The organism is Oryzihumus sp., assembly GCF_054325275.1.
In genome coordinates this window covers 1-23,139 of record NZ_JBTCWL010000047.1, presented here as the reverse complement: position 1 = coordinate 23,139, position 23,139 = coordinate 1, and the positions used below count along the sequence as shown (strand labels likewise).

General features: G+C 73.3%; 27 protein-coding genes and 1 pseudogene. 18 read left to right on the top strand and 10 right to left on the bottom strand.

The window, feature by feature from the left end:
- Nucleotides 1-6 precede the first annotated feature (6 nt).
- Entirely contained in the window at nucleotides 7-945 is a 939-nt protein-coding gene (gene dapD, locus ACXVGS_RS12945) for a 2,3,4,5-tetrahydropyridine-2,6-dicarboxylate N-succinyltransferase (protein WP_458529868.1), read from the bottom strand.
- 60 nt (nucleotides 946-1,005) lie between these two features.
- Here dapD and dapE point away from each other — a divergent pair, with 60 nt between their 5' ends.
- Genes dapE through ACXVGS_RS12930 form a run of 3 tightly spaced genes read left to right on the top strand, consistent with a single transcriptional unit; the run spans nucleotide 1,006 to nucleotide 3,139 of the window.
- A complete protein-coding gene (dapE, locus tag ACXVGS_RS12940) occupies nucleotides 1,006-2,070 on the top strand; it encodes a succinyl-diaminopimelate desuccinylase (RefSeq protein WP_458529867.1) in 1,065 nt (354 codons plus the stop codon).
- Between the two features lie 22 nt (nucleotides 2,071-2,092).
- Nucleotides 2,093-2,845 (top strand): LOG family protein, encoded by a 753-nt coding sequence (locus ACXVGS_RS12935; protein ID WP_458529866.1) that lies wholly within the window; start codon nucleotides 2,093-2,095, stop codon nucleotides 2,843-2,845.
- A gap of 54 nt (nucleotides 2,846-2,899) precedes the next feature.
- Nucleotides 2,900-3,139: a hypothetical protein gene (locus ACXVGS_RS12930; protein ID WP_141789281.1), complete on the top strand. Its 240-nt coding sequence runs from the start codon at nucleotides 2,900-2,902 to the stop codon at nucleotides 3,137-3,139.
- Between the two features lie 53 nt (nucleotides 3,140-3,192).
- Here the strand turns inward: ACXVGS_RS12930 and folP are convergent, their stop codons facing one another.
- On the bottom strand, nucleotides 3,193-4,083 hold the full coding sequence (gene folP, locus ACXVGS_RS12925) for a dihydropteroate synthase (protein ID WP_458529865.1): 891 nt from the start codon (nucleotides 4,081-4,083) through the stop codon (nucleotides 3,193-3,195).
- A gap of 14 nt (nucleotides 4,084-4,097) precedes the next feature.
- Here folP and ACXVGS_RS12920 point away from each other — a divergent pair, with 14 nt between their 5' ends.
- From ACXVGS_RS12920 to ACXVGS_RS12900, 5 genes are read left to right on the top strand one after another with little or no spacing between them, the layout of a single operon-like run.
- On the top strand, nucleotides 4,098-4,391 hold the full coding sequence (locus ACXVGS_RS12920) for a DivIVA domain-containing protein (protein WP_458529864.1): 294 nt from the start codon (nucleotides 4,098-4,100) through the stop codon (nucleotides 4,389-4,391).
- Nucleotides 4,392-4,421: 30 nt separating this feature from the next.
- Nucleotides 4,422-4,886: an SRPBCC family protein gene (locus ACXVGS_RS12915; RefSeq protein WP_458537023.1), complete on the top strand. Its 465-nt coding sequence runs from the start codon at nucleotides 4,422-4,424 to the stop codon at nucleotides 4,884-4,886.
- Entirely contained in the window at nucleotides 4,876-5,457 is a 582-nt protein-coding gene (locus tag ACXVGS_RS12910) for a DNA-3-methyladenine glycosylase I (protein ID WP_458532553.1), read from the top strand. Before ACXVGS_RS12915 ends, ACXVGS_RS12910 begins: the two co-directional genes overlap by 11 nt.
- Nucleotides 5,454-6,635, top strand: coding sequence for a hypothetical protein (locus ACXVGS_RS12905; RefSeq protein ID WP_458529861.1), 1,182 nt, complete (start codon nucleotides 5,454-5,456; stop codon nucleotides 6,633-6,635). Before ACXVGS_RS12910 ends, ACXVGS_RS12905 begins: the two co-directional genes overlap by 4 nt.
- A complete protein-coding gene (locus ACXVGS_RS12900) occupies nucleotides 6,632-7,852 on the top strand; it encodes a hypothetical protein (RefSeq protein ID WP_458529860.1) in 1,221 nt (406 codons plus the stop codon). Before ACXVGS_RS12905 ends, ACXVGS_RS12900 begins: the two co-directional genes overlap by 4 nt.
- Before the next feature lie 124 nt (nucleotides 7,853-7,976).
- Here the strand turns inward: ACXVGS_RS12900 and ACXVGS_RS12895 are convergent, their stop codons facing one another.
- Both ACXVGS_RS12895 and ACXVGS_RS12890 read right to left on the bottom strand, forming a co-directional pair.
- Nucleotides 7,977-8,804: an enoyl-CoA hydratase/isomerase family protein gene (locus tag ACXVGS_RS12895; protein ID WP_458529859.1), complete on the bottom strand. Its 828-nt coding sequence runs from the start codon at nucleotides 8,802-8,804 to the stop codon at nucleotides 7,977-7,979.
- An 8-nt stretch (nucleotides 8,805-8,812) separates the two neighbouring features.
- Complete coding sequence (locus tag ACXVGS_RS12890; protein ID WP_458532568.1) at nucleotides 8,813-9,610, bottom strand: PaaX family transcriptional regulator; 798 nt, start codon at nucleotides 9,608-9,610, stop codon at nucleotides 8,813-8,815.
- 146 nt (nucleotides 9,611-9,756) lie between these two features.
- On the opposite strand from ACXVGS_RS12890, the gene ACXVGS_RS12885 reads away from it, so the two are divergent.
- From ACXVGS_RS12885 to ACXVGS_RS12875, 3 genes are all read left to right on the top strand, one after another.
- A complete protein-coding gene (locus ACXVGS_RS12885) occupies nucleotides 9,757-9,930 on the top strand; it encodes a DUF3117 domain-containing protein (RefSeq protein ID WP_141789273.1) in 174 nt (57 codons plus the stop codon).
- 98 nt (nucleotides 9,931-10,028) lie between these two features.
- On the top strand, nucleotides 10,029-11,540 hold the full coding sequence (locus ACXVGS_RS12880) for a leucyl aminopeptidase family protein (protein WP_458537022.1): 1,512 nt from the start codon (nucleotides 10,029-10,031) through the stop codon (nucleotides 11,538-11,540).
- A complete protein-coding gene (locus ACXVGS_RS12875; RefSeq protein ID WP_458529856.1) occupies nucleotides 11,537-11,893 on the top strand; it encodes a hypothetical protein in 357 nt (118 codons plus the stop codon). The genes ACXVGS_RS12880 and ACXVGS_RS12875 overlap by 4 nt, the downstream gene beginning before the upstream one ends.
- Nucleotides 11,894-11,968: 75 nt before the next feature.
- Here the strand turns inward: ACXVGS_RS12875 and ACXVGS_RS12870 are convergent, their stop codons facing one another.
- Nucleotides 11,969-12,601 carry an O-methyltransferase gene (locus ACXVGS_RS12870; RefSeq protein ID WP_458537021.1) on the bottom strand — a complete coding sequence of 211 codons (633 nt, stop codon included), beginning with the start codon at nucleotides 12,599-12,601 and terminating at the stop codon, nucleotides 11,969-11,971.
- 171 nt (nucleotides 12,602-12,772) lie between these two features.
- Between ACXVGS_RS12870 and sigE the strand changes: the two genes are divergently transcribed.
- Genes sigE through ACXVGS_RS12850 form a run of 4 tightly spaced genes read left to right on the top strand, consistent with a single transcriptional unit; the run spans nucleotide 12,773 to nucleotide 15,926 of the window.
- Entirely contained in the window at nucleotides 12,773-13,468 is a 696-nt protein-coding gene (gene sigE / locus ACXVGS_RS12865; RefSeq protein WP_458529879.1) for an RNA polymerase sigma factor SigE, read from the top strand.
- A complete protein-coding gene (locus ACXVGS_RS12860) occupies nucleotides 13,465-14,031 on the top strand; it encodes an anti-sigma factor family protein (RefSeq protein WP_458529854.1) in 567 nt (188 codons plus the stop codon). Before sigE ends, ACXVGS_RS12860 begins: the two co-directional genes overlap by 4 nt.
- The gene (locus ACXVGS_RS12855) at nucleotides 14,024-15,538 is read left to right on the top strand and encodes a trypsin-like peptidase domain-containing protein (RefSeq protein ID WP_458537020.1); all 1,515 of its coding nucleotides are present in this window, start codon (nucleotides 14,024-14,026) and stop codon (nucleotides 15,536-15,538) included. Before ACXVGS_RS12860 ends, ACXVGS_RS12855 begins: the two co-directional genes overlap by 8 nt.
- Before the next feature lie 37 nt (nucleotides 15,539-15,575).
- Nucleotides 15,576-15,926: a preprotein translocase subunit TatA gene (locus ACXVGS_RS12850; protein WP_458529878.1), complete on the top strand. Its 351-nt coding sequence runs from the start codon at nucleotides 15,576-15,578 to the stop codon at nucleotides 15,924-15,926.
- A gap of 30 nt (nucleotides 15,927-15,956) precedes the next feature.
- Here ACXVGS_RS12850 and ACXVGS_RS12845 read toward each other — a convergent pair whose 3' ends face one another.
- The 4 genes from ACXVGS_RS12845 to ACXVGS_RS12830 form a co-directional block, all read right to left on the bottom strand.
- Nucleotides 15,957-17,090 carry an Mrp/NBP35 family ATP-binding protein gene (locus ACXVGS_RS12845; protein WP_458529852.1) on the bottom strand — a complete coding sequence of 378 codons (1,134 nt, stop codon included), beginning with the start codon at nucleotides 17,088-17,090 and terminating at the stop codon, nucleotides 15,957-15,959.
- 9 nt (nucleotides 17,091-17,099) lie between these two features.
- Nucleotides 17,100-17,672 carry a DUF1003 domain-containing protein gene (locus tag ACXVGS_RS12840; protein WP_458529851.1) on the bottom strand — a complete coding sequence of 191 codons (573 nt, stop codon included), beginning with the start codon at nucleotides 17,670-17,672 and terminating at the stop codon, nucleotides 17,100-17,102.
- Nucleotides 17,662-18,933: a magnesium transporter MgtE N-terminal domain-containing protein gene (locus tag ACXVGS_RS12835; RefSeq protein ID WP_458529877.1), complete on the bottom strand. Its 1,272-nt coding sequence runs from the start codon at nucleotides 18,931-18,933 to the stop codon at nucleotides 17,662-17,664. The genes ACXVGS_RS12840 and ACXVGS_RS12835 overlap by 11 nt, the downstream gene beginning before the upstream one ends.
- Nucleotides 18,934-19,033: 100 nt before the next feature.
- Nucleotides 19,034-19,630 carry a hypothetical protein gene (locus ACXVGS_RS12830; protein WP_458529850.1) on the bottom strand — a complete coding sequence of 199 codons (597 nt, stop codon included), beginning with the start codon at nucleotides 19,628-19,630 and terminating at the stop codon, nucleotides 19,034-19,036.
- Nucleotides 19,631-19,682: 52 nt separating this feature from the next.
- Between ACXVGS_RS12830 and ACXVGS_RS12825 the strand changes: the two are divergent.
- Nucleotides 19,683-20,768: pseudogene (locus tag ACXVGS_RS12825) on the top strand (HpcH/HpaI aldolase/citrate lyase family protein).
- Nucleotides 20,765-21,634 carry an HpcH/HpaI aldolase/citrate lyase family protein gene (locus tag ACXVGS_RS12820; protein ID WP_458529848.1) on the top strand — a complete coding sequence of 290 codons (870 nt, stop codon included), beginning with the start codon at nucleotides 20,765-20,767 and terminating at the stop codon, nucleotides 21,632-21,634. Before ACXVGS_RS12825 ends, ACXVGS_RS12820 begins: the two are co-directional and overlap by 4 nt.
- 16 nt (nucleotides 21,635-21,650) lie before the next feature.
- Here the strand turns inward: ACXVGS_RS12820 and ACXVGS_RS12815 are convergent, their stop codons facing one another.
- Entirely contained in the window at nucleotides 21,651-22,022 is a 372-nt protein-coding gene (locus ACXVGS_RS12815; RefSeq protein WP_458535075.1) for a VOC family protein, read from the bottom strand.
- Nucleotides 22,023-22,394: 372 nt separating this feature from the next.
- On the opposite strand from ACXVGS_RS12815, the gene ACXVGS_RS12810 reads away from it, so the two are divergent.
- Nucleotides 22,395-23,093, top strand: coding sequence for a L,D-transpeptidase family protein (locus tag ACXVGS_RS12810; RefSeq protein WP_458533430.1), 699 nt, complete (start codon nucleotides 22,395-22,397; stop codon nucleotides 23,091-23,093).
- Nucleotides 23,094-23,139 lie beyond the last annotated feature (46 nt).

The following is a 23,139-nucleotide window of genomic DNA, read 5'->3' as shown; positions in this document are numbered from 1 at the left end:
AGCTCCTCAGGTGTTGGCGTGCAGCGCGCTGTTCAGCGTGATGCCCTGGCCGGTGCGGGAACGGGCCTCGACGGCTCCGGTGACCGAGTTGCGGATGAACAGCAGGCCGGGGGTGCCCGAGAGCTCCCTGGCCTTGACCACGCGGCCGTCCTCGAGGGTCACCTTGGTGCCGGCGGTGACGTAGAGACCGGCCTCGACGACGCAGTCGTCGCCCAGGGCGATCCCGATGCCGGCGTTGGCGCCGAGCAGGCAGCGCTCACCGATGCTGACCCGATCGGTGCCGCCACCCGAGAGGGTGCCCATGATCGAGGCCCCGGCGCCGACGTCTGAGCCGTCCCCGACCACGACGCCCTGCACGATGCGGCCCTCGACCATGGAGGTGCCCAGGGTGCCGGCGTTGAAGTTGCAGAAGCCCTCGTGCATGACGGTGGTGCCCTCGGCCAGGTGGGCGCCCAGGCGCACGCGGTCGGCGTCGGCGATCCGCACGCCGCCGGGGACGACGTAGTCGGTCATCCGGGGGAACTTGTCCACGCCGAACACCTGTACCGGGCCCTGCTCGCGCAGCCGCAGGCGGGTCCGCTCGAAGCCCTCCACCGGGCACGGGCCGTAGTTGGTCCACACGACGTTGGAAAGAGCACCGAAGATGCCGTCGAGGTTGATCGTGTTGGGCTGCACCAGGCGGTGGGAGAGCAGGTGCAGGCGCAGGTAGGCGTCGGAGGCGTCCCTGGGGGCCTCGTCGAGGTCGATGACGACGTGCACGAGGCGCAGGGTCACCCCGCGGCGGGGGTCCTCCTTGGCCAGCCCGGCCAGCTCCGGCGGGGCACCGTAGGGGTCGTTGCTGTCGGCGGCCCCCAGCGCGGGGCTCGGGAACCAGGTGTCCAGCACCTTTCCCTCGCTCGTGACGGTGGCCAGTCCCCAGCCCCAGGCGGTGCGCGTGTCGGTCATGGCGCACAGCCTAGAAGAGGCCACCGGGGAGGTGGCCACCCGCCGGATACGCTGCGGGGCATGAGCCGCCTGGACCTGAGCACCGACGTCGTCAGCCTCACCGCCGCCCTGTGTGACCTGGAGTCGGTGAGCGGCAACGAACAGGCGCTCGCCGACGCGGTCGAGGAGGCGCTGACCGCGCTGCCGCACCTGAGCGTCACCCGCGACGGCAACACGGTCATCGCCCGCACCGACCTGGGTCGCCCGGAGCGCGTCGTCCTCGCCGGCCACCTCGACACCGTGCCGCTGACCACGCCGCCGAACCTGCCCACGCGCCGTGAGGGCGACGAGCTCGTCGGGCGCGGCACCGTCGACATGAAGGGCGGGGTCGCGGTGCAGCTGCGCATCGCCGCCGCCGTGGCCGAGCCCAGCCGCGACGTCACGTTCGTGTTCTACGACTGCGAGGAGGTCGAGAGCGAGCGCAACGGCCTGGCCCGGGTGGGCCGCAACCGCCCCGAGCTGCTCGAGGCCGACTTCGCGGTGCTGCTCGAGCCCACCGACGGCGGCATCGAGGGCGGGTGCAAGGGCACCATCCGGGTCGAGGTGACCGCCCGGGGCAAGGCCGCCCACTCCGCCCGGCCGTGGAACGGCGTCAACGCCATCCACGGGGCGCACGCCATCCTGGGCCGGCTGACGGCCTACGAGGCGCAGACCGTGGAGGTGGACGGGCTCGCGTACCACGAGGCGCTCAACGCGGTCGGTATCCGCGGCGGCATCGCCGGCAACGTCATCCCCGACGAGTGCGTGGTCGTCGTCAACTACCGCTTCGCGCCGAGCATGACCAGCGCCGAGGCGGAGGAGCACCTGCGCGAGCTGTTCGAGGGCTACGACGTGCGCGTCACCGACGCCGCCGACGGCGCGCGCCCGGGCCTGCAGCTGCCCGCTGCCAAGGCCTTCGTGGACGCCCTCGCCGTGCCGGTGACCGCCAAGGAGGGCTGGACCGACGTGGCGCGGTTCTCCGCCCTCGACATCCCGGCGGTCAACTTCGGCCCTGGCGACCCCAACCTGGCCCACCACGACGACGAGCGGGTGCCGGTGCAGCAGCTGGTCGACGCCGAGGCGGCCCTGCTGCGCTGGCTGGCGTGAGCACCTCCCGTAGGTTGACCGTGTGAGCGAGAACCTCGAGTACCACACCGGTCCGGTCACCCTCCGGGGCAGCCAGGTCCCGCCGACCACGACCGACCAGCGCCTGCTGGACAGCCGTGGACCCGTCGACTGGCTGCACGCCGACCCGTGGCGGGTCATGCGCATCCAGAGCGAGTTCGTCGAGGGCTTCGGCGCCCTGGCCGAGCTCGGCCCGGCGGTGAGCGTGTTCGGTTCGGCGCGCACCCGCCCCGACGACCCGGCATACGCCCTCGGGGTGAAGGTGGGCCGCAAGCTGGTCGAGGCGGGCTACGCGGTCATCACCGGTGGCGGCCCCGGCGCCATGGAGGCGGCCAACAAGGGCGCCCTGGAGGCCGGTGGCACCAGCGTGGGGCTGGGCATCGAGCTCCCCTTCGAGCAGGGGCTCAACCGCTACGTCGACCTCGGCGTCAACTTCCGCTACTTCTTCGCCCGCAAGACGATGTTCGTCAAGTACGCCCAGGGGTTCATCGTCCTGCCCGGCGGGTTCGGCACCCTCGACGAGCTGTTCGAGGCGCTCACCCTGGTGCAGACCCGCAAGGTGACCTCGTTCCCGCTGGTGCTCATGGGTCGCGACTACTGGGGCGGCCTGCTGGACTGGCTGCGGGGCACCGCGGGCGCCGCCGGAACGATCACCCTCACGGACATCGACCTGCTGCACCTGACCGACGACGCCGACGAGGCGGTCGACATCATCCTGCGAGCCGAGAACGGCCACGTCCCGCAGCGCCCCGAGTAGCGCATCCGTCGGAAGCAGTAGCGCGCCCGCTCACCTGTCCCGCATAGTGAGCACGTGACCATGGTCTCCCCGCTGCCGCGTCGCGGCAGCACCATCGCCGGGCGTGACGCCGCCGGGCGCCGGCTGCGGATCTCCTCCCACCCGGACGCCGGCCGCGTGGTGCTCTCGATCTGGCAGGACGAGATCTGCCGGGCCACGCTGCGACTCGCCGAGGAGGACGTGCCCGAGCTGGTCCGCATGCTCACCGGCACCCTGGTCGACCAGCACGTCGTCGAGGACGACCGCACCGCCTGACCTCGCCACGGCGGGACAGGCGCGTCGCCCACGGCCCGTCAGGCCAGCGCCCGTCAGGCCAGCGCCCGGCGGGCCAGTGCCGGCACCCCCGAGCGCAGTCCTGCCACCATGTCCAGCACCTGCCGGGTCGCCGCGACGTCGTGCGCCCGGACGAGCCGCACGCCCTCCCAGGCCGCCACGGCCGTCGTCGTCAGCGTCCCCGTCACCCGGTCGGACTTCTTGCCGTCCAGACCCAGCGTCTCGGCGATGAACTTCTTGTTGGACACCGCCAGCAGCACCGGCCAGCCGGTCTCCACGAGGGTCGCCACGCCGCCGGTGAGCCGCAGCGAGTGGTAGGAGTTCTTGCCGAAGTCCTGCGCGGCGTCGATGAGCAGGCCGTCCTCGCGCACCCCGGCCTGCACGGCCCGGTCGGCCTGGCCGAGCAGGTCGGCCACGGCCTGCCCGAGCACGTCGGCGTAGCGCACCCGGTGCGGGTCGGTCCGCGGAGGGTGGCCGCCGGTGTGCGCGCAGATGTATGCCGCGCCCCACTGCGCCGCGACCGAGGTCAGCTCCGGGTCGTGCCCGGCCCACGCGTCGTTGACGATGTCCGCGCCCGCCGCGCAGGAGGCGTCGGCGACCGAGGCCCGCCACGTGTCCACGCTGATGATCAGGTCCGGGTAGCGCTCTCGCACCGCGCGCAGGAACGGCACGACCCGGCGCTCCTCCTCGGCGGCGCTGACGTCGGGTCCCGGTCCGGCCCGCACCCCGCCGAGGTCGACCGCGTCGGCCCCGTCGTGGACCGCCCGGTCGACCGCGTCCAGGGCCACGTCGTCGTCGAGGAACATGCCCTGGTCGTAGAAGGAGTCGGGGGTGCGGTTGATGATCGCCATCAGTCCGGTCTCGCCCGGGGCGAAGACGCGGCCACGCAGACGCAGGTCACGACCGGGGGGCACATGCTGGGGCATGGCACGATCATCCCGTGATCGTGTTCTTTCTGCTCGTGGTGGTCCTGCTCATCGGGTTGACCGCGGCCGTGGTGACCGGCCGGATCGGCGGCGTGATGGCCGACCCGGTGTCCACGTCGCCGTTCGAGGGGCTGGTGCCGGGCCGCCTCGCGGCGCAGGACGTCACGGGGCTGCGTTTCGACCTCGGGCTGCGCGGCTACCGTATGGACCAGGTCGATGCCGTGCTCGACCGGCTCGCCGACGAGCTCGCGGCGCGCGACGAGGAGCTGGCCGCGCTGCGAGCCTCCCGCGCGGCGACCGAGGGCTGACCACCAACCGCGAGCAGACACGGGCAGGGCATGGGAACGTTCGAGATCACGCGGTCGGTGCACGCCGACCCGGCCACGCTGTGGCGGGTGGTGACCGACTGGGCGGGCTACGCCGACTGGATGCCGCTCACGCGGATGCAGCTCGACGACGGTCCGACCCGGGTGGGCTACGGCTTCGCCGGCGTCTCGGGCGTCGGCCCCCTCTCCTTCGCCGACTCGATGGTGGTCACCCACTGGCAACCGCCGACCGACGCCGCGGACGGGGAGTTCCGGGTGCGCAAGACGGGCCGGGTCCTCGCCGGCTGGGCCGCGGTCACCGTCGCGCCCGGCCCCGACGGCGCCTCGCTGCGCTGGGTCGAGGACATCACCGTGCGACCGCGCCCGGTCGGCCGGCTGCTGGCCCCGGTCGCCGACCGCGTCAACCGCGCCATGTTCGGCCGGGCCGTCGACGCCATGGTCGCCCGCGCCGAGAAGGAGGCCGGCGGTGAGCGGTGACGGCGCCGTCGTCGGTGCGGACGGGCTGGCCCGCTGCGGCTGGGCCGGGAGCACCCCCGACTACACGGCATACCACGACACCGAGTGGGGCGTGCCGGTCCACGGTGAGACCGCTCTGTTCGAGCGGCTCACCCTCGAGGCGTTCCAGTCCGGGCTTTCCTGGCTGACGATCCTGCGCAAGCGCGAGGCGTTCCGGGCGGCGTTCGCCGGCTTCGACGCCGGAGCGGTCGCCGGGTTCGGGGACGCCGACGTCGCCCGGCTCATGGCCGACACCGGCATCGTGCGCAACCGGCTCAAGGTCAACGCCGCACTCACCAACGCCCGCGCCGTGGTGGCCCTGCGCGACCGGGGCGGCCTCGACGCGCTGGTCTGGTCGCATGCCCCCGAGCGGCACCAGCGGCCGCGGACCATGGCCGAGGTGCCGGCCACGTCGCCGGAGTCGGTGGCACTGGCCAAGGCGCTCAAGCGGCACGGCTTCGTCTTCGTCGGGCCCACGACGATGTATGCCGCGATGCAGGCCTGTGGGCTGGTCGACGACCACGTCCGCGGCTGCCACCGGGGCGGCGCATGAGGCGCCTGCGCCAGCGTCCCTTCCTCGCCGTCGTCATCGGGGTCTACCTGCTGTGCCGCCTGTTCTCGACGGTGGTCATCGCGGTCGTCGCGCACTACCAGGCGCCGGTGAGCTGGACCGGACCGCACCCCGACTACTTCTCGATGACCGTGCTCTGGGACGGCAGCTGGTACCGGCACATCGCCGAGGTCGGCTACCCCGACCGGCTGCCGGTCATCAACGGCGACATCCAGCAGAACGACTGGGCGTTCTACCCCGCGTTCCCGATGATCGCCCGCTGCCTGATGTGGGTGACCGGGCTGGGCTTCCCGGTGGTGGCCTCGACCCTGTCCCTGGTGTGCGGCACCGGGGCGGCCGGGCTCATGGGCGTGCTGCTGCGCGACCGGGTCGGCCGCCGGGCGGCGATCGCCGGCGTGGCGGTGTTCGCCGCCTTCCTGTCCGCGCCCGTCCTGCAGCTGGCCTACACCGAGAGCCTGGCGATGCTGCTGCTGTGCGGCTACCTGCTCGCCATCGGCCGGGAGCGCTGGCTCACCGCGACCTCCCTGGCCCTGGCCATCGGGCTGACCCGGCCCATCGCCGCGCCGCTGGCCGTGGTGACGCTCGTGGCGGTGTGGCTGCGTTGGCGCCGTCGCGCCGAGGAGCCGGTCCGGATCCGCGAGGGTGCCGCCGCGCTGTCCGCGCTGGCCGGCTGCGGAGTGGCGGGGCTGATGTGGCCGGCCATCGCCGGCTGGGCCACCGGCGACCCCACGGCCTACACCGACACCATGGCCACGTGGCGCTCCGGGGGCGAGATCGTCCCGGTGAAGCCGTGGTGGGACATGGCGCACTACCTGGCCGGCGACACGTGGGGCCCGATCTGGCTGGTGGTCATCGGGGTGCTCCTGCTCGCGATGATGCTGGGGCCCTGGGCGCGCGCGCTGGGGCCGGAGCTGCGGGTGTGGACCCTGTCCTACGCCGCCTACTTGGTGCTGGTCCTCGACCCGTGGACCAGCATCTACCGCTACCTGCTCCCGATGTTCCCGCTAGCCGTCGTCGCGGTGGGCGGCGGCTGGACCGACCGCCGGGAGCGCCTGCTGCCCTGGCGTGCCGGGCTGCTGGTCGTCCTGGGCCTGGCCGGTGAGGTCTGGTGGGTCTGGGAGCTGCTGCGGTTCGTGCCCCCGACGGACTTCCCGCCGTGATCCGGGCGCTGCGTGACCGGCTGCTCGCGAAGCCGACGTGGGTGGTGCTGCTGTGGGCATGGGCCGTCAGCCGGGTCGTCACGGCCCTGGTCGTCCAGGCCACCGCGATGTGGGTCCAGGAGCCCGCGGGCGTCCACTCCTCGCACCCGGGCTACCTCGACATGGTGCCCATCTGGGACGGCACGTGGTACCGCGAGGTGGTCGTCCACGGGTATCCGCTGCCCCTGCCGGTGGACGCGTTCAGCGGCCAGGTGACCTTCAGCGCGTGGGCGTTCTACCCCGGGTTCCCGCTGCTGGTGCGGCTGCTGACCGCTGTGGGGATCCCGTTCACCGGGGCCGCGCTGGTCGTCAACCTCGCCGCCGGCGCGGCGGCGGTCGTGCTGATGTGGCACGTGCTGCAGGACGGCGCGACGACGGTCCTGGCCAGGCGCATGGCCCTCCTGGCGACGATGCTGTGGTGCCTGTACCCGGCCACGGCCGTGCTGCAGGTGGCCTACACCGAGGCGCTGGCCGTGGCGTTGCTGCTGGCCTTCTTCGTCCTGTTGCTGCGCCGGCGCTACCTCTGGGCGTCCGTGGCGGTGCTGGCGCTGGGCTTCACCCGCGCCGTGGCACCCCCGGTCGGGCTGGTCGTGGCGTTGCACCTGTTTCTCCGGTGGCGCCGTGAGGGCCGGGCGTTCCTGCCCGGGCAGCGGGTCAGCGCCGCGGTGCTGCTGGTCTCCACGGCCGTCTCGGCGGTGGCGTGGCCGCTCGTGGTCGGGGTGGCCACCGGGCGGATGAGCGCGTTCTTCGAGGTGCAGGCGGCGTGGGGTCAGCGCCCGGACAAGGGCCCGTTCGTGGCCTGGCTGACGTGGGCGTGGGACCACATGGGCGTCGCGGGTGTGCTCCTGCTCATCGGCATCGTCGCGTCGTACCTGTCGCTGGTCCTGGGCCGCCACGGTCGGTGGCTGGCGCCGGAGGTGCGCGCGTGGGCCGTGGTCTACCCGCTGTACCTGCTCGCCGTGGTGCGGCCGATCACGAGCATGTGGCGCTTCCTGATCCTGGACTTCCCGCTCGCCGCGATCGTGGTGAGCATGACCGTGCGCGGCGCCGACGGGGGCCACGTGCTGGACACCTGGCCCCGGCGCCTGGGCCTGGTGACCCTCGCGCTGCTCCTGGGCGTGGTGGTGTGGACGGTGACCCTGCTGACCTACACCCCGTGGGCCGACACCCCGCCCTGACCCGTCCCCAGCTCCCACCGGACACCGCGAATCCGTCGTTTCGGGCCCGTCAGGGCCTCGAAACGACGGATTCGCGGTGTTCAGTCGTGGGGTTGACGGCCGTCGTCGTCGGGAGGCCCGGGCCTCAGCGGCCGTGGAAGACCGGCTTCTCCTTGGCGAGGAACGCCGACACCGCTGCCTGGTGGTCCTCGCTCTGCCCGGTCAGCGTCATCAGCTCGCTCTCGTGCGCCAGCGAGGAGGTCAGGTCGTGCCCGGCGGAGAAGGCCACGGCGCGCCGGATCGAGCCGTAGGCCAGGGTCGGCCCGTCGGCGAGGGTGCGGGCCAGCTCGGCCACCACGCCGGGCAGCTCCTCGGCAGTGACGACCTTGGTCACCAGCCCGAGCTGCAGCGCCTCGCCGGCCGGCACCGTCCGGGGGAGCAGGAGCAGCTCCTTGGCCTTCGCGGTGCCGATCAGGCGCGGCAGCGACCACGACGACCCCGAGTCGCAGGACAGGGCGATCCCGGCGAAGGCGAGGTTGAAGCCGCCGCCGTCGACGATGACCCGCAGGTCGGCCGCGAACGCGAACGCCGCGCCGGCGCCGGCCGCCACCCCGTTGATCGCGGCGATGACCGGCTTGTTCATCGTCGCGATGAGCTCGGTGATCGGGTTGTAGTGCCGGGGCACCGTCTCCCACAGCGCCGCGTCCCGGGACTGCAACAGGGAGATGTGCTCGCGCAGGTCCTGGCCCACGCAGAAGGCCCGGCCGGTGCCGGTCAGGACGACGCAGCGCACCTCGGGGTCGTCGGCGACCCGTTGCAGGGCGGCGAGCAGGAGGTCCTTGGTGGCGATGTCGAGCGCGTTCATCGCCCCCGCGCGGTTGAGGGTGACGGTGGCGACGCCGTCCGAGACGTCCAGCAGCACCGGGGCGTCCGAGTCCGGGTGCGGTGCGGCGGTCGACGGGGTCTCGGACATGGTGCGGGTCAGCTCCTCGGCTTGGGGTCGGGTGCGAGGCAACTGTCCACGAATTCACGGGCCAGCGGGAGTAGCGCGCTGGCGGTTGTGTCGAACAACACGGCTGCCTCGTGCCCCGGCCAGTCGGCCGGCAGCACCTGCGCCGGCAGGCCGGGGTCCCGGAACAGGAACTTGCGCCACTCGTGGACCAACAGCGTCCGGGCGGCGAAGGCCGCCTCCGGGCCCCGGTCCGCGGGCCGGTCCGCCTGCACGGTGCGGGCCTGGGCGACGAACTCGCGGTATGCCGCGGCGAGACCCTGCAGGTCCCACAGCGACTCCGCGAGCTCGGCCCCCTCGGCGGCGTAGCGCGCACTGAACGCCCGCGCCGGCAGGCCCTCGGCGGCCAGGGTCCCGGCCAGCTCGGCGTTCTCCCGCGGGGCGATCCACGTGTCCGGGGCCATCCGGGCGTAGCCCAGGTAGCTCAGGGCCGCAGCCACCCGGCCGCGGCGGGCGCGCTCGCTGGCGTGGTCGACGACGACCACGTGCCAGCAGCCGTCCCACGACTCGTCGCGGGTGCGGTAGATCCGGGCGTGCGCCTCGGCGAGGCGCGCCCGGGCCCGCGGCGTCGCGGCATACCCGCGTTGTCCCTGCCGTTCGACCGGCTCCAGCCACCCCTCGCGCACCATGCGTGACACGGCGGTGCGGACCGCCGGCGGGGCCACGTCCACGGCGCCGAGCAGGCGCACGATCCCGGCGATCGGCGCCCAGCCGTCGCGGTCGCGCAGATGGTCGCCGTAGAGGTCGAACAACGCGGAACGGGCGTGCACGCGGCACAGTCTGTCTCAAACGGATTTCGCCTTGCGGGACCTTGACGCGATAATGGTCACAAGAGTGTGTGCATTCGAGGGGGAAGCCCCGGCGTGGACGAGGCGCACAAGAGGATTTCCACGCAACCCGAGGAAGGGGTTCACCCATGGCGGCGATGAAGCCGAGGACCGGAGACGGCCCGCTCGAGGTCACCAAGGAGGGGCGCGGCATCGTGCTTCGCATGCCCCTCGAGGGTGGCGGTCGCCTGGTTGTCGAGATGACCCCTGACGAGGCCGCGGCCCTCGGCGAGGCCATCAAGGGCTGCGAGGGCGTCGGCTGAGCCCGACCACTGACTGAGGAACCCCCGTCCGGTGCCACCGGGCGGGGGTTTCGTCACGCCCGGAGACCCCGGCCGGGGCACTGGGTAGGCTCGCGGCCGTGCCGGACCTGCTGACGCCCGCCCTGCCCGACATCGACGTGCGCCCCGGGGCACTGACCGACGTGCTGGTCGACGTCGACGACCCCGACCTCGTGCTGGCCCTGCCGGTCGGCGCGGATGCCCCGCTGCCCACGGCCGGTCCGGTGGCCGCGGCGCTCGCAGCGCTGGGGCAGGACCCCGCGGCGCTGACCGCCGCCTGGGAGCCGTCGACCAAGGCCGGCAGCCTCACCACCATCCCGCTCGTGCCCGGCGAGCGAGGGGTGCGCACCCTGCTCCTGGCTGGCACCGGGGCCGGCACGCCCCAGGACCTGCGCGCTGCCGGCGCCGCCGTCGGTCGTGCGGCCAAGGCCCGCTCGCACCTGGTCACCACGCTCGGCTCCAGTGCCGGGGTCGGCGCGGCCGCCGCGGTCGTGGAGGGCCTGGTCCTCGGCGGCTACTCCACGCCGCGGTGGGGGGCCACCGAGGCGACCGCGCCGGTGCGGTTGCTCACCTTCGCCGGCCGGTATGACGAGCCCGTCCTCACGCGGTCCGCGTTGCGGTGCCGGGCCACCATGCTCGCGCGCAACCTCGCCGTCACGCCGTCCAACATCAAGAACCCCGCGTGGATGGCCGCCCAGGCCCGCACCCTCGGACGCCGACATGGGCTGGAGGTCTCGGTCCGGGCCGATGCCGACCTGCGCCGTGAGGGCTTCGGCGGCCTGCTCGCGGTCGGTGGCGGCAGCGACAGCCCGCCGCGCCTGGTCGAGCTCACCTGGACCCCGGAGGGCGCCGGCGACGACACCCCGCACGTCGTCCTCGTCGGCAAGGGCATCACCTTCGACACCGGCGGGCTGGACATCAAGCCCGCCGAGGCGATGCTGGCCATGAAGACCGACATGTCCGGCTCGGCGATCGTGCTGGCCGTGCTGGCCGCCTGCCGCGACCTGGAGGTGCCGGTGCGGGTCACCGGCCTGCTCGCCCTCGCCGAGAACGCCGTCAGCGGCTCCAGCTACCGCCCCGGTGACGTCATCACCCAGTACGGCGGGCGGCGGGTGGAGATCGGCAACACCGACGCCGAGGGCCGGCTGGTCATGGCCGACGCGCTGGCCTACGCCGACGCCGAGCTCGACCCCGACGTGCTGATCGACATCGCCACGCTGACCGGTGCCGCGACCCTGGCGCTGGGCCGGGGGATGGCCCCGCTCTACGCCACCGACGAACGGCTGGAGCGGGCGCTGCAGGCGGCCGCCACCGCGACGGGGGAGGCCCTGTGGCCGTTCCCGCTGGTGGAGGACTACCGTGCCGCCATCGACTCCGAGCTCGCTGACGTCAACCACATCGCGTCCGGCAAGGTCGGGGGCGGCTCGATCACCGCGGCGCTGTTCCTGCGCGAGTTCGTCGGGGGGCGTCGCTGGGCGCACCTCGACATCGCCGGGGCCGGTCGCAGCGACAAGGACAGCGGCCACCTCACCCGGGGGGCCACCGGCTTCGGTGCACGGCTGCTGCTGACCTACCTGGAGGGTGTGCGATGAGTGCGGGTTACGGGCTGAGCGTCCGCTGGTCGCTGGCGGACGCGCCGGAGGGCGTCGAGGCCGCGCTGCGCGACTACGTCGTCGGCGAGTCGATGGGCAAGTTCGCCCGGCGCGAGGGGCTGTCGTTCAAGACCTGGCGGATGCGCGAGGGCGAGTGGTTCGAAGGCACCTACGTGTGGGCGACCCAGGCGGCACGCGACAGCTTCGCCCAGACCTTCGCCGCGGAGGCTGCCACGTCGCCGGGCAGCAAGATCATCGGGTCGGCGCCCGAGCTCATCGAGCCCTTCGAGGTCGTCGCCATCGCCGAGGGCCCGTCCGGGTTCAGCTACGGGGCCGGTCCCGGCGAGATGTGAGTCGCCGTCCGGTGGCCGGCGCGCCTCCTCGAGGGGGCGCGCCGACGGCTCGGTCTCTGAGCCTGCGGCCGGACGTCAGCGCTTGACGGCCGCGAGGACCCCGTCGCCCACCGGCAGCAGGGTGGGGATGAGCTCGTCGTCGTCGCGCAGCCGCTTGCCGAGGTCGCGCAGGGTCGTGGTGACCGCGTCCCGGGCTGCCGGGTCGGCGACCCGGTCGTGCCAGAGCATGTTGTCGATGGCCAGGACGCCGCCGGAGCGCAGCAGGCGCACCGCCTGCTCGACGTACTGCGGGTACTCGGACTTGTCGCCGTCCACGACGACCATGTCGTAGGCACCGTCGGTGAGCCGGGGGAGCACGTCCAGGGCGCGGCCGGTGATGACCCACGTGCGCTGCGGGGCGATCCCGGCCGCGGCGTAGGCCTCGCGGGCGGCGCGCTGGTGCTCGGCCTCGACGTCGATCGTGGTCAGCACGCCGTCGGCCGGCATCCCCTCCATCAGCCAGAGACCGGAGACGCCGGCGCCGGTGCCGATCTCGACGACGGCCTTGGCCGACGCGGTGGCGGCGAGCAGGCGCAGGGTCGCCCCGGCGCCGGGAAGCACGGGCACGCAGCCGAGCGTCTCACCGCGCAGGCGAGCCCGCTCGATGACGTCACTCTCGGCGACGAACTCCTCCGAATAGGCCCAGCTCGCCGGCTTCTGCGCACTCATGCGCCCAACCCTACTGCCGACACCGCCCCGGCTGCCCCAGCCGCCCCGCTGACCCCAGCACGGGGGAGCGGGCTAGTCCATGCGGGCCCCCGCGTCGGGCTTCCCCAGCAATCTCTCAGGTCGGTCAGGAACGATGGAGGGCCTGCAACCGTCATGGTTGCTGTGATGTCCCTGACCGCGTCGCCCCGCAGGACGACGCCCCCGGAGGTGGAGACGGTGACCAACGCGACGACCGGACGGCAGCACGACGCAGCCAGGCCGGCCTCCGCGGTGGACCAGGAGGGGTGGGTCCCGCCCACGTGGGAGGAGATCGTCACCCAGCACTCGGCGCGCGTCTACCGGCTGGCCTACCGCCTCACCGGCAATGTCCACGACGCCGAGGACCTCACGCACGACGTGTTCATCCGCGTCTTCCGTTCGCTCGGCTCCTACCAGCCGGGCACCTTCGAGGGCTGGCTGCACCGCATCACGACCAACGTCTTCCTCGACCGGATGCGCCGCAAGCAGCGGATCCGCTTCGACGCGCTGCCCGAGGACGCCGCCGGCCGCCTGGCCAGCCACGAGGCCGGGCCGGAGCAGCACTACGCCGACACCCACTTCGACGACGACGTGCAGCGCGCGCTCGACGCGCTCTCGCCGGACTTCCGCGCCGCGGTGGTCCTGTGCGACATCGAGGGCCTGTCCTACGAGGAGATCGCGGCCACGCTGGGCATCAAGCTCGGCACGGTCCGCTCCCGCATCCACCGCGGCCGGGCTCAGCTGCGCGAGGCTCTCGCGCACCGGGCCCCGGAGGCGCGCCCGGCTCCGGTCGCCCGTCCCGCCCGTCGGGGCTTCGCGCTCGGGCGGGTCGTGCCGGGGACGCGATGAGCCCGCGCCCCGCCGACGGGGTCGGCACCCAGCACCTCGGGACGTTGGTCAGCGCATACGTCGACCGTGTCCTTCCCCCGTCGTTGCAGCACGCCTGCGACCGTCACCTGGTGGCCTGCGCCGTATGCCGTGAGCTCGCCGCCGCGGAGCGGCGTCTCCTGGGCTCGCTGCGCGAGGCGCGGATGCCCGGGCCGCCGAGCCGGCTGCAGGCCTCCCTGCTCGACCTGGCGGCGCAGGCGCCCGCCCCGGTCGGGCCGGCTCCGCTGGGCCTGGTCCGCCGTGACGCGCCGGCCCTGCACCGCTCACCGGTCCGTGCCGCCATGCTCGCCGGACTGGCGGCAGGTGCGTCGGCGGCTGCCGCGTGGAGCATCGGGGTCGCGACCCCTGCGGCCGCGCCGGTGCAGCCGGTGGCCCCCACGCCGAGCTGGGCTGCCCCCGCACCCTCCACGACCTTCGCCCGGACGGTCGCGGTCCTGCGGCCGGGGCTGGGCCGCTCCCAGCCGGTGCCGCAGACCTCGATGACGGTCCGCCGTGCCCATTGGGCAGAATCACTCCATGACTGAGCAGCAGCGGGACCCCTCCGGGGAGCAGACCGAGCCGGTCGACGTCGCACGACAGTCGCCGACGCCCGGTGCTGCCGGGTTCCCGCCGCCCACCGGTGAGCCCTACACGCACCTGCCTGCCGCACCCCACCCGCCCGCGCAGGACGCGGCTGGCGCCGCCCACGCTCCAGGCGCGGCCGGGACGCCCGCCGCGGCGCCGGGGGCGATGCCGCCTCGGGGAGCCGGGCAGCCGTGGGCCAGCGCCCCGGCGCCGGACCCGTCCCCGTGGGCGACGGCGCCGGTGGCCTTCTCCGCGTGGCCCCACGCCCACTCGGCCGACGTCACCGCACCGCTGCCCCAGGGTGCGGGCGACCCGCCGGCCGGCGGCCCGCCTCCGCCCACGAGCGCTGCCCCTGGCCCCCGGTCGTCCCGGTGGAGCACCGGCACGGTCGCAGTGGTGGCCGCCGCGGTGCTGCTCGCCGCGCTGCTGGGCGGGACCGCCGGCGCGCTGATCGCCACCCGCAGCTCCGGCCTCACCTCCGCCGGGGTGCTCCCGGTGCCCCAGCCCGGCTCGACGAGCCGTCCCCAGGGGTCGATCGCCGGCATCGCAGCCAGGGCCCTCCCGTCGGTCGTCACGCTCAAGGTCAAGGGCGCGGACGGCCAGGGGACCGGGTCGGGCTTCGTGATCAAGAGTGACGGCTTCATCCTGACCAACAACCACGTGGTGTCCTCGGCCGCGGCCACCGGCAGCATCCGGGTCGAGTTCTCCGACGGCTCCCAGCTGCCGGCCACCATCGTCGGCCGCGACGCGTCGTACGACCTCGCTGTCGTGCGGGTGAAGCGCACCGGCCTGCCGGTCCTGCCGCTCGGCAGCTCGGCCTCGGTCGTCGTGGGCGACCCGGTCGTGGCCGTCGGGGCCCCGTTGGGCCTGGAGAGCACGGTCACCAGCGGGATCGTCAGCGCACTGAACCGTCCGGTGACCCCGGGCGGGGCTGACGACGCCCCCGCGTTCATCAACGCGATCCAGACCGACGCCGCGATCAACCCCGGCAACTCCGGCGGCCCGCTGCTGGACATGTCCGGCCGCGTCATCGGCGTCAACTCGGCCATCGCCCGGATCCCGGGCTCGAGCCCGCTCGACTCCGGACAGTCCGGCAGCATCGGCGTGGGTTTCGCCATCCCCAGCGACCAGGCCCGCAAGACGGCCGACCAGCTGATGACGACCGGCAAAGCCTCGCACCCGGTCATCGGGGTCATCCTCGACACGGCCTACGAGGGCGAGGGCGTCCGGATCGCCGCCTCGTCCAAGGGCGGTCGCGCCCCGATCACCCAGGGTGGCCCGGCGGACAAGGCCGGCCTCAAGGCCGGTGACGTCATCCTGAAGTTCAACGGCCGCGTCATCTCCGACCCCGACCAGCTCGTCGTGTCGATCCGGGCCCGCTCGGTCGGCGAGACGGTGACCCTGACCGTGCGTCGCGGGACGACCGAGCGAACTGTCAGGATGACCCTGCAAGCGGCGACGGACTGATCGCCGTCACCGGCGACGCAAGGGCCCACGCGTGAACATCCTCGACATCAACGGCTGGGAGTTCATCCTCCTGATCGTGATCGGCGTGGTCGTGCTCGGCCCGGAACGACTGCCGGAGTACGCCGCGAAGCTGCGCACCCTGATCAAGCAGGCCCGCGTGATGGCCGACAACGCGCGCAGCCAGCTGCGCGAGCAGATGGGGCCAGAGTTCGACGACATCGACTGGCAGGCCTTCGACCCGCGGCAGTACGACCCGCGGCGGATCGTGCGCGAAGCCTTGCTCGAGGACGGCGAGGAGGACTTCTCGGCGTACAACCCGTTCAAGGAGCCGTCGCGGCCCCGTCGAGACCCGGCCCTGCCGACCCCGTGGGACGTCGACGCCACCTGAGCTCACCCGACGGGGCTCATGCGGGTCGCGTCAGCGACCGGCGGGGGTGAGACCCAGGGAGCGGCCGGCCAGGCCGCGCGAGCGGGTGGCGAGGCCGCGCGCGATACCGCGCAGGGCCACCGCAGCCGGGCTGGTGGGGGAGCCGAGGACCACGGGCGTGCCCTGGTCGGCGCCCTCGCGCAGGCTTGTGTCCAGCGGGATCTGGCCAAGCAGCGGCACCTGGGCGCCGACCGAGCGCGTCAGCGAGTCGGCCACGGTCTGGCCGCCGCCGGAGCCGAAGATCTCCTGGCGGGAGCCGTCGGGCAGCTCGAGCCACGACATGTTCTCGATGACGCCGACGATGCGCTGGTGCGTCTGCAGGGCGATGGACCCGGCGCGCTCGGCCACCTCCGCGGCGGCCTGCTGCGGCGTGGTGACCACGAGGATCTCGGCGTTGGGGATGAGCTGGGCCACCGAGATGGCGATGTCCCCGGTGCCCGGGGGCAGGTCGAGCAGCAGCACGTCCAGGTCGCCCCAGAACACGTCGCCGAGGAACTGCTGGAGCGCGCGGTGCAGCATCGGCCCGCGCCACACCACCGGCTGGTTGCCGGGCACGAACATGCCGATCGAGATGACTTTCACGTCGTGGCTGACCGGCGGCAGGATCATGTCATCGACCTGGGTGGGGCGGTGCTCGACGCCGAGCATGCGCGGCACGGAGAAGCCGTAGACGTCGGCGTCGACCACGCCGACGCGCAGCCCTTGCTCGGCCAGCGACGCGGCGAGGTTGACCGTGACCGACGACTTGCCGACGCCGCCCTTGCCTGAGGCAACCGCGTAGACGCGGGTCAGGCTGTTGGGCTTGGCGAAGGGGATCTCCTTCTCGGCGACCCCGCCACGCAGCTGCTCGCGCAGGCCGGCCCGCTGCTCCGGGCTCATGACGCCGAGGGTGACGTCCACGCCAGTAACGCCCTCGACGGCGGACAGCGCCGCGGTGGAGTCCTTGGTGAGCGTGTCCTTCATCGGGCAGCCCGACACCGTGAGCAGGATGGTGACGGCGACGCGGCCGGCGTCGTCGACCTCGACCGACTCGACCATGCCGAGCTCGGTGATCGGCTTGCGGATCTCGGGGTCGTTGACCGTCGACAGCGCGGCGAGCAGGGCGTCCTGGGTGGGGGCGGGCATGCCCCCATGCTAGGTCGGTCGCGCGCCGTCGCGTTCCGCGGGCTGGTCACCGCTCCCGTCGCCGAGCTCGGAGGCGGATGCGACGCTCACGCCGCGCTCCTCCATCTCCTCGAGCAGGCTGCGCAGCTCGGAGCGCAGGAAATCGCGGGTGGCCATGTCCCGCAGCGCGATCCGCAGGGCCGCGACCTCGCGGGTGAGGTACTCGGTGTCGGCCAGGTTGCGCTCGTCGCGGGCCCGGTCCTGCTCCAGGGCTACCCGGTCGCGGTCGGCCTGGCGGTTCTGGGCGAGCAGGATCAGCGGCGCGGCGTACGACGCCTGCAGGCTGAGCATCAGGGTCAGGAAGATGAAGGCGTAGGGGTCGAACCGCAGGTCCTTGGGGCCGGCGGCGTTCCAGAGGATCCAGAGCACCACGAAGGCGGTCATGTAGACCAGGAACCGCGCGGTGCCCATGAACCGGGCGAAGGCCTCGCTGGCCCGGCCGAAGGTCTCGGGGTTGAAGCTCGGGCGCGGCAGCAGGGTCCGGCGCACCTCCCGTGGCTGGTCCAGCCGGGGTGCGTTGCGGTCGAAGCGGTCAGTGGCCATGGGTCACCTCGTGCCGGTCCTCGCGCCAGTCGTCGGGAAGGATGTGGTCGAGCACGTCGTCGACCGTGACCGCGCCGAGCAGGCGGCCGTCGTCGTCGACCACGGGCACCCCGACGAGGTTGTAGGTGGCCAGCATGCGGGTCACCTGCCCCAGCGGCGCGTTGGGCGTCAGCGGCTCGAGGTCGCGGTCGAGGATCGAGCCGATCGCCGCGTGCGGGGGCTCACGCAGCAGCCGCTGGATGTGCACGACGCCGAGGTACTTGCCGGTCGGGGTCTCCAGCGGCGAGCGGCACACGAACACCGTCGCGGCCAGCGCGGGGGACAGCTCGGCCCGGCGGACCACGGCCAGCGCCTCGGCGATGGTGGCCTCGGGGCCGAGGATGACCGGCTCGGTGGTCATCAGGCCACCGGCGGTGTTCTCGTCGTAGGCCAGCAGCCGCCGCAGCGGCGCCGCCTCGTCCGGCTCCATCATCTGCAGCAGCTGCTCGGCGGTGTCGGGCGGCAGCTCGGAGAGCAGGTCGGCGGCGTCGTCGGGCTGCATGGCCTCGAGGACGTCGGCGGCGCGGTCGGAGCCCAGGGTCGTGAGGATCTCGACCTGGTCGTCCTCGGGCAGCTCCTCCATGACGTCGGCGAGCTTCTCGTCGTCGAGCGCGGCGGCCACCTCGGCGCGGCGCTTGGGCGTCAGGTCGTGGATGACCTCGGCGAGGTCGGCGGCCTTGAGGTCGTCGTAGGTCTCCAGCAGCTTGGCCGCGCTCTGCGCGCTGCCGGAGCGGCGCAGGCCGGTGACGTCGGCGACGTCGACGAGGACGGTCTCGCCGCGGCGCCGCCCGAGCCGCGACAGGCTGCGCGAGCCGCCGACCGGCTTGCGGCAGAACACCTTGACGATGACCCAGTCGCGGTTGCGCTCCTGCTCGATCGCGATGTCCTCGACGATCGCCTCGAACGGGCCCTCCGGGGTGGTCACCCGCACCGCGCGCTCGAGCAGCTCGGCGAGGACCAGTGTCTCGTTGGCGCGCTGCTCGAACCGGCGCATGTTGACCAGGCCGGTGGTGATGACCTGCCCGGCGTCGATGCTGGTGACCCGGGTCATCGGGACGAACACGCGCCGGCGCCCGGGCACCTCGACCACGAGGCCGATGACGCGCGGGGCGCGACGGGTCGCGCTGAACGTCACCACGACGTCGCGCACCCGGCCCACCTGGTCGCCGAGCGGGTCGAACACACTCAGGCCGGCCAGGCGTGCCACGAACACGCGCGTCATGGGGTTCACGGGGCCAAGGCTAGCCCGCGCTGTGGACGCCGCGACCGAGGTCCGTGCCGACACTGCCGGTATGCCGTGTGCCCGCCTCTCGTGCGGGAGGTCAGCGGGTGCCGCGCCGCCGCTTGGGCCGGCCGCCGAGGTGCCACGGCCGCCACGTCCGCGTCGTGGCGGGGGTGGGTGCGGGTGGTGCCGCGCCGGACGCGTCGTCGTACGAGCCCGGCCCCTCGAGTGCCTCGCCGAACGGCGTCAGCGCTGTGACGGTGCACAGCTCGGCCCAGCGCTGCACGACGTCGTCGCCGACGCTGTTGAGCCGGGCGGCCTTGAGGGCCGCAGTCGCCGACTCCCACCGCACGTCGGCCGGGGTGATCCGCTCGACGCGCGCCTGCACGCGCACCAGGCGGCCGCCGGAGTCCTTGCTGCGCAGGATGATCGGGACCTCCTCGGGCAGCCACGGCATGGGCTGCTCTCCCGGCCCGCTGACCACCCAGGCCGTCCCGTCCAGCCACTCGTGCCACACCGGCCAGGCCCGGTCACCCGGCACGTCGACCCACAGCAGGCCGGACTTGGCGGCGGCCTCGGCGACCAGGGCCAGGGTGGACCCGGGTGCCGGGGTGGGCGCCTCGACGGCGGGCAGGGCGGCCGTCTCCGGCTCGCTTGCAGGCGTCGGGCCGGCCGGGGTGCCGGGGGTCTGCGTCACACCGTGAACTGTGTCATAACCGGTGGCGGAGCCGCGCTGCTAGTTTCGCCGCGTGCGCAGCCCCAAGGACTTCTTCGCCCCGTTGGCGGTGGGCGCCCCCACCCCGATCCGTGAGGTGCCGGCCCGACCGTCCCGCGTCATCCACTTCTTCGACCCGAGCAACGAGAAGATGGCCGCCTAGGTCCCCGACATGGTCGGGACTGTCGACGTCCTCCTCGGCAACCTCGAGGACGCGGTCAAGGCCGACCGCAAGGTGGCTGCCCGCGAGGGCCTGGTCGCCATCGCGAGGGCGACCGACTTCGGCGAGCACACCCAGCTGTGGACCCGGGTCAACGCCCTGGACAGCCCGTGGGTGCTCGACGACCTGATCACGCTCGTCACCGAGATCGGCGACAAGCTCGACGTCATCATGGTCCCGAAGGTGCAGGGGCCCGAGGACATCCACTACGTCGACCGACTGCTGGCCCAGCTCGAGGCGAAGGCGGGCCTGACCCGCCCGATCCTCGTCCACGCCATCCTCGAGACCGCCCGCGGCGTCGCCAACGTCGAGGCCATCGCCGGCGCCAGCCCCCGCATGCAGGGCATGTCGCTGGGCCCGGCCGACCTGGCCGCGGACCGCCGCATGAAGACGACCCGCGTCGGCGGTGGTCACCCCGGCTACCTCGTGCGACAGGACCCGCCGGCCGGAGTCGAGGACGCGGTCCACGCCGACCGCGCGACCTACCAGCAGGACCTGTGGCACTACACGATCTCCCGCATGGTCGACGCCTGCGCGATGCACGGGATCCTGCCGTACTACGGGCCCTTCGGGGACATCAAGGACGTCGTCGCCTGCGAGGACCAGTTCCGCAACGCCTTCCTGCTCGGCTGCGTCGGCACGTGGTCGCTGCACCCCGTGCAGGTCGCCATCGCCAAGCGCGTGTTCAGCCCCTCCGCCGAGGACGTCGCGCACGCCCGCCGGGTCGTCGAGGCCATGGGTGACGGCACCGGCGCGGTCATGCTCGACGGCAAGATGGAGGACGACGCCAGCCTCAAGCAGTGCCTGGTCATCGTCGAGCTCGCCGAGCGGCTCGCGGCCACCGACCCCGAGCTCGCCGAGCTGTATGCCGTGCCCGCGGCGCAGGAGGAGACCCGATGACCGCCACCACGAGCTACCGTCCCCGGCGGTCGGTGCTCTACATGCCCAGCTCCAACGAGCGGGCGCTGGAGAAGGCCAAGACGCTGCCGGTCGACGCGCTGATCCTCGACCTCGAGGACGCCGTGGCCCCCGACGCGAAGGAGCAGGCACGCGAGAACGCCTGTGCGGCGGTGCGGTCCGGTGAATACGGCCGCCGCGAGCTGACCATCCGGGTGAACGGCATCGGCACCCGGTGGCACGAGGAGGACCTCGCGGCCGCTGCCGCGGCCGGCCCGGACGCCGTCGTCGTGCCGAAGGTGAGCTCGGCAGCGGAGGTCCGCCAGCTCGTCGCGGCCCTGGAGGCCGCAGGCGCCCCCGAGCACACCAGGCTCTGGGCGATGGTCGAGACCCCGGTCGCGATGCTGCACTGCGAGGAGATCGCCGCGGCGTCCGAGCGCCTGACCGTGCTCGTCATGGGCACCAACGACCTGGCCAAGGAGCTGCATGCCGAGCACGTGCCCGGCCGCGCCCCGCTGCTGACCGGGCTGGGCCTGTGCCTGCTGGCCGCGCGGGCGACGGGGACAGTGATCCTCGACGGGGTCTTCAACGACGTCAAGGATGCCGACGGCTTCGCCGCGGAGTGCCTGCAGGGTCGGCAGATGGGCTTCGACGGCAAGACGCTGATCCACCCGGGCCAGGTCGAGACGTGCAACGACACATTCGCCCCGAGCGAGGCACAGGTCGAGGAGGCCCGGGGGATCCTCGCCGCGTGGGAGCAGGGAGCGGGCGCCGGCGTCGTCACCTACAACGGGCGGATGATCGAGAACCTGCACGTCGACACCGCCCAGCGCGTGCTCAGCACCCATGAGGCGATCGCCGGCCTCTGACGGTGTGCGACGTCGGCTACGCCTGGCGCAGGCCGAGCGTGTTGCCGTCGGGATCGCGGAACCACGCGCCGCGGGCCGGCCCGAGCTGGGCGATGTGCCCGGTGGTCGTCAGCGGCCCCTCGGTGTAGTCGATGAACTGCACGCCCTTGGCCTCGAGCTCCCTGACGACCGCCTCGATGTCGGGGACCTCGAAATGGGCCAGGGTGTGCTCGGTGGTGACCGTCGGCCGCTTGAAGAGGGAGACCTCGCTGACGTCGCCGCACCGCAGTCGCACCCCGACCGGCGTCTCCCACAGGAACGTGAGGCCCAGGACGTCGGCGTAGAACGCCTTGGCCCGGTCCAGGTCGGTCACCGGCAGGGTGGCCACCACCATCGTCGCCCCGATCATCGTGAGCCCTCCTTCGACATGCCGGCACCGACCGCCGGATGTGCGGACCGAGTCCAGCATGGGCCGGGCGGCACGGGGTCACATCGAGCGAAGGGACGAGCGCCCATGAGCACGGGGAACGTGCTCGAAAAAGTTCGGAAACGGCGCAACCTTCCTCGTTGGTGGTGCGTCTGGAGTGGTGATGGGCCGGTGTCGGGGGGCACCGGCCCTCACCATGCGCAGTCCCGGCGCCCCTGCGGTCCGCCATATGGCGGAGGTGGCACCGGGTGGCCCGACCGAGACTGATGCCACGGACCCCGGCGAGCCGCTGGAGGCCCGCAGGGTCCCGGCGGAGGGCGCGGGAGCGGCCGCCGGTCTCGGGTGGAGGGGCACGTGGACATCGGTCGACGATCGTTGGTCCGGGGGACGATGGGCATCACGACGGCGTGCGTCCTCGGAGTGGCTCAGGGGGCCGGATCCGCCCTCGCTGCAACGCATCCCACGCTGTCCGCGGGGTCCCGCGGCACGGCCGTCGAGTCGCTGCAGCAGCGGTTGTCCGCGCTGGGCTACTGGTGCGGCGCCGTCGACGGCGTCTTCGGGGACCTGACCCGGCAGGCCGTCGTCGCCGCGCAAAAGGTGGCCGGCCTGACGCGGGACGGCGTGTGCGGCCCGCTGACCTGGTCGGCCCTCGACCGCGGGGTGCGCCCGGTGCCGCGGTCCCGCTCCGGCCACGTCGTCGAGGTCGACAAGGCCCACCAGGTGCTGCTGGTGGTGGACTCGGGTCGGGTCAGCCGCACGTTCAACACCAGCACGGGCTCGGGGCAGTCGTACTGGAGCAGCGGCGCATGGCACCTGGCCGTGACGCCGCTCGGGACGTTCCACGTGTTCCGCCAGGTCAACGGCTGGGACGCCTCACCGCTGGGCCAGCTCTACCGCCCCAAGTACTTCAACGGCGGCATCGCGCTGCACGGCTACCCGTCGGTGCCGGCGTACCCCGCCTCCCACGGCTGCGTCCGGGTGAGCATCCCGGCGATGGACCTGTTCTGGAGCACCGGGACCATGCCGATCGGCACGACCGTCCTCGTCCGCTGACGAGGCCCCTGAGCGCGACCCCGTCGTCGTGCCCGCAGCCGCAGCG